The sequence below is a fragment of the uncultured Aureimonas sp. genome, from assembly GCF_913775355.1.
Classification (GTDB): Bacteria; Pseudomonadota; Alphaproteobacteria; order Rhizobiales; family Rhizobiaceae; genus Aureimonas.
Window position 1 is genome coordinate 1 of sequence record NZ_CAJYIU010000328.1, and the last position, 4570, is coordinate 4570.

At 67.5% G+C, this 4570-nt stretch carries 5 protein-coding genes and 1 tRNA gene; all 6 read right to left on the reverse strand.

The window, feature by feature from the left end:
- Window positions 1-1009 (reverse strand): HAMP domain-containing protein (locus QZ753_RS20305; RefSeq protein ID WP_294646398.1); only part of this gene is annotated, 1009 nt, incomplete at its 3' end.
- A 502-nt stretch (window positions 1010-1511) separates the two neighbouring features.
- Window positions 1512-1587: transfer RNA gene (locus tag QZ753_RS20310), tRNA-Lys, on the reverse strand.
- Window positions 1588-1683: 96 nt separating this feature from the next.
- Window positions 1684-2073, reverse strand: coding sequence for a PilZ domain-containing protein (locus tag QZ753_RS20315; RefSeq protein ID WP_294646399.1), 390 nt, complete (start codon window positions 2071-2073; stop codon window positions 1684-1686).
- A gap of 141 nt (window positions 2074-2214) precedes the next feature.
- The gene (ilvC, locus tag QZ753_RS20320; RefSeq protein ID WP_294646400.1) at window positions 2215-3234 is read right to left on the reverse strand and encodes a ketol-acid reductoisomerase; all 1020 of its coding nucleotides are present in this window, start codon (window positions 3232-3234) and stop codon (window positions 2215-2217) included.
- A 30-nt stretch (window positions 3235-3264) separates the two neighbouring features.
- A complete protein-coding gene (locus tag QZ753_RS20325) occupies window positions 3265-3903 on the reverse strand; it encodes a TetR/AcrR family transcriptional regulator C-terminal domain-containing protein (RefSeq protein WP_055891675.1) in 639 nt (212 codons plus the stop codon).
- Between the two features lie 198 nt (window positions 3904-4101).
- Window positions 4102-4570, reverse strand: a 469-nt coding sequence (locus QZ753_RS20330) for a pyridoxine 5'-phosphate synthase (protein WP_294646401.1), incomplete at its 5' end; no start/stop codon positions are given.

A 4570-nucleotide genomic window follows, 5' to 3' on the forward strand; every position in this document is an offset into this window, starting at 1 on the left:
TGCCGACGGACCCGTTGAACTGTTCGCGGATCGGCTCGAACTCCGGGGCCACCGCCTCGTCCATGCGGGCCGTCAGGTCGCCCGCCGACAGACGCGCGAAGCCGCCCTCGATGCCGGCGACGAAGGCAGCAAGGTCCTGCGCCTTGACCCGCTCGGCCGCCGCCTCGCGCTCCAGCCGGGCGAGCTCGGCGGCGCGAGCCGCCTCGGCCTCGGCTTCCAGGCGCCTGTTCTGCACCGCCGCGTCCTTGAACACCTGCACCGTGCGCGCCATGCCGCCGATCTCGTCGCCGCGGTCCTGCCCCGTCACCTCCACATCGAGCCGCCCGCCCGCAAGGTCCACCATCCTGCCCTGAAGCTGCGCCAGCGGCGCCGTGATGGCCCGGCGCGACATCCAGAGGGCCAGCATGAGCCCGAGAACCGCACTTGCGATCGAGCCCCCCCGCAGCATCCAGGCCGCAGACGACGCCTGGTCGGTCAACGATGCGCTGGCGGCAGCGACACGCTTGATCAGCCGGTCGTTCAGTGTGGACGTCTGCTTGCTGAGATCGACGACGGCCGGATCGACGGCCGTCATGATCGCGCGGGCCGCCTCGTCGTCGTTCCGCAGGCCGGTCGCGATCGCGGCGTTGGTGCGCTCCGCGATGAAGTCCATCTTCGCGCCGAGCGCCTTCAGCGCGTCCGCCTCGTCGGTCAGCCGCGCCGTCACCTCGCCGAAGTAGGATTTCATCGCGTCGAACTGGTCCTTGGCCATCGCCGCGGCGGACTGCGCCTCGGCTGATGCGCCGTCGTAGGCGATGACGCGGTAGGCGGCGTAGCCGACCGCATTGGCGGTCCGGTTCAGGCGAGCGAGGAAGATCGCCGACTTGTCGAGGCGCTCGATCATCTCCGAATAGTCGCTGTCGGAGGAGCGGATGACGGAGGATGCGTAGAACGACGCGGCAATGCCGAGAAGGCTGATGAAGACCGCGATCATCGCGATTTTGGTGGAGATCCGCAGGTTATTCAGCATGGCGCAGGCCTAACGAAAGGGTGATAGCCACGCTAAAATTCTACAGGATCCTTGAAACGCCCCTAACGGCCGACCACAACCCAGAGGTTTTCAAGGCATAACCCGAAAATAATCTCCGTCATGTGGTTCCTGCAGCGGATCGACAGGGGGAGCCGGCGCCTCGTATGCCACCACATACGCAAAGGTCTGGCGCCCACAAGAGCCGCCGTCGGGCATCGTCTCCCGCCCGCAGGCACGGACGTTTCGGCCCGCGAGGTAGCGATTGTATGGTGTTCAGTTGCCCCCTCGGAGTCCAAGAGACCGAAACCGCAGAACACCCGAGACGAGGACAGCCCCACGCTTCAACCGGGAGATCGCCGCCAGCCTCCGGCAGAGCGCAGTCAGAGCTTGTCACCGAAAAGCGAGGGTATCGGGTGCAAACCGGAAGCCGCCCGCATAGGTAGCTCCCCGGTTCATTCCGAGAACGCCCGGAGGCGACATCAGCGTTCGGCATGAAGGGAAATGGTGGGTGATGTAGGGATCGAACCTACGACCCGCTGATTAAGAGTCAGCTGCTCTACCAACTGAGCTAATCACCCGGAACGCGGTGGGCTGTGCCGTCCGCGTCTGAGGGGGCTTCTAAGGGAAGCGCCCCGTGATGTCCAGCGGAAACTTCGCGCTTTCGTTCGAAAGGTTCAGGGCTGAAGCCAGGGCAGGTTCGCCACCAGCGCCGAGGGCAAGGGGCGCGGGTGAATGCGCAGGTCTTCGCTCGGCGAGGGGCCGGTCGCGGCGGCCTCCTCGGCCTCGGCGTCCGCGGTGTCCATGAAGTGGATACCGGCCAGCGAGTCCCGGCGGTAGACGAGCTTGGCGGGGCGGACCGCCTCCTCGTCGCCGATGCGGATCTCGAAGACCTTGGGCAGCGGAACGGCGGGGTCGATCGTCAGGAGCGCGCCGGTCGCCGAGATGTTGCGCACCGTGCAGTCGAAGGTGGAATAGCGGTTGTTGAAGAGGATCTTGCCGCTTTTCAGGATGCGGGTGCGCGGCGCGACGCGGCGCTCGGCGTCATTCAGGGCGGCTTGGGACATGGCGACCATGAGATCCTCTCGGCGTTCGCATCGGCGAACCATCGCTCCGAAAGGTTAGCATCGGCTGAATCATGCGCCGCGACGCCACGACCGGCCGTTCGGGACCGGGGCACGAGGCCCCGGTCCCGGAAGCGGGAAGGCTCAGTTGCGGGCCTTGTCGACCAGCTGGTTCTTGGCGATCCACGGCATCATGCCGCGAAGCTTGGTGCCGACTTCCTCGATCTGGTGGCTGTCGTTGACGCGGCGGATGCCCTTGAAGCGCGAAGCGCCCGAGCGGTACTCCTGCATCCAGTCGGACGTGAACTTGCCGGTCTGGATGTCCTTCAGGACGCGCTTCATCTCGGCCTTGGTCTCGTCGGTGATGATGCGCGGTCCGGTGACGTACTCGCCCCACTCGGCCGTGTTCGAGATCGAGTAGTTCATGTTGGCGATGCCGCCCTCGTAGATAAGGTCGACGATCAGCTTCACCTCGTGGAGGCACTCGAAATAGGCCATCTCGGGGGCGTAGCCGCCCTCGACGAGGGTCTCGAAGCCGGCGCGGATGAGTTCGACGAGACCGCCGCAGAGCACGACCTGCTCGCCGAAGAGATCGGTCTCGCACTCTTCCTTGAAGTTCGTCTCGATGATGCCCGAGCGCCCGCCGCCGACGCCGCAGGCGTAGGAGAGCGCGAGGTCGAGCGCGTTGCCGGAGGCGTCCTGGTGGACCGCCACGAGGCAGGGCACGCCGCCGCCCTTCTGATATTCGCCGCGCACGGTGTGGCCGGGGCCCTTGGGCGCGATCATGACGACGTCGACCGACTTCTTCGGCTCGATCAGGCCGAAGTGAACGTTGAGGCCGTGGGCGAAGGCGATCGCCGCGCCGTCACGGATGTTGCCTTCGATGTCGGCCTTGTAGATATCGGCCTGCAGCTCGTCCGGCGTCGCCATCATCAGGAGGTCGGCCCACTTGGCGGCCTCGGCGACGGTCATCACCTTGAAGCCGTCGGCCTCGGCCTTCTTGATCGTGGGCGAGCCGGCCTTCAGCGCGATCACGACGTTGCCGGCGCCCGAATCCTTGAGGTTCAGCGCGTGGGCGCGGCCCTGGCTGCCGTAGCCGACGATCGCGACGTTCTTGGACTTGACGAGGTTCAGATCGGCATCGCGATCGTAGTAGACGCGCATCGGGGCGTTTCCTTCCTGGTTTTCCCGGCGTCAGGCGCCGGATGGGGTTTGACGGGACGAGACGCCCGCCTGTTCGCTCGTCCCGAAGAGGACGAAGAATTGCTGCGTGGCCGTGCGCGCGGCCCGCTCGATCCCGGCGGCATCGAGCGTCGGCCGATCGCCGAGGAGAAGCCGGATCTGCGTGTCGCGCACCGTCAGCCCGAAGAAGGTCGAGAAGGCCTCGCCGGTATCGGCGAAGGCGAGAAGTCCGGCGCGCCGCCCCGCCTCCAGCACCCCTCCGAGGCGCTGGCGCATCGCGGCCGGGCCGTTCTCGAGGACGATCGCTCCGAGATCCCGCCGGTCGGAGCCCGCATGGCCGACCGCCAGCCGGTTGAGCGCGATCGAGGTCTCGCCCGACAGGACGGTGAGCCAGTCGGTGGCAAAGCCGAGGAGGCTGGATTCCAGCCGCGCGCGGTCGAGCGTCTGCGGATCGAGGGGCACGGCGCGCACCTTGGCCGCCTGCCACTGGACGGTCGCGGTGAGCAGCCCGTCGCGCCCACCGAACCACTTGTAGAGCGTTTCCTTGGAGCAGCTGGCGCGTCGCGCGACGGCGGTCATCGTCAGGCTCTCGTCGTCCGACACGAGCAGCGCCAGCGCCGCGTCGAGCACTTCGCCCTGACGCCTCGTCATCGCCCGCCCGTCGATCTCGACCGTCCCGCCCAATGGAAGCCGCCCTGCCCAACCGCGGGACCCGCCCGCATGCGTACCGTACGTTACGGTACGCCGTTTAGCCGCGATCCCGTCGCTTCGCAAGGGCGGAGGCGATGCTGGAGAAAAGTTTCACCAGCTGGGAGGCCACGGCGCGAGACCGGCGCCGCAGCTGGTATGTCAGCCGGCGCAGGCGTCGATGAAGCGACGCACCGAGCCGGCCATGCCGAACTCCAGCGCGTCGGCGGTCAGCCCGTGGCCGATCGACACCTCCGCAAGCTGCGGCAGGCGCCGCACGAGAGGCGGAAGATTGGCGACGGTGAGATCGTGGCCGGCATTGAGGCCGAGGCCGAGCGCGGTCGCCGCATCGCCCGCCGTCCCCATCCGGTCGAGCCAGGCCTCGGCCGCGACCGGATCGGAATACGTGCCGCCATAGGGGCCGGTGTAGAGCTCGACCCGGTCGCACCCGGTGTCGGCTGCCGCCGTCATGATCGCGGGGTCGGCGTCGGCAAAGAGCGAGACCCGCATCCCCTCGCCCTTCAGCCGCTCGACGACGCCCTTGAGAAGCGTCGAATGGGCGGCGAAGTCCCAGCCGTGGTCGGAGGTCGGCTGGGACGGATCGTCGGGCACCAGCGTCACCTGCTCGGGC

Coding starts and splice junctions, on each gene's coding strand:
- QZ753_RS20315 (WP_294646399.1), bottom strand. CDS start 2,073: ATGTCCCAAGCCGCCCTGAATGACGCCGAGCGCCGCGTCGCGCCGCGC.
- ilvC (WP_294646400.1), bottom strand. CDS start 3,234: ATGCGCGTCTACTACGATCGCGATGCCGATCTGAACCTCGTCAAGTCC.
- QZ753_RS20325 (WP_055891675.1), bottom strand. CDS start 3,903: ATGACGAGGCGTCAGGGCGAAGTGCTCGACGCGGCGCTGGCGCTGCTC.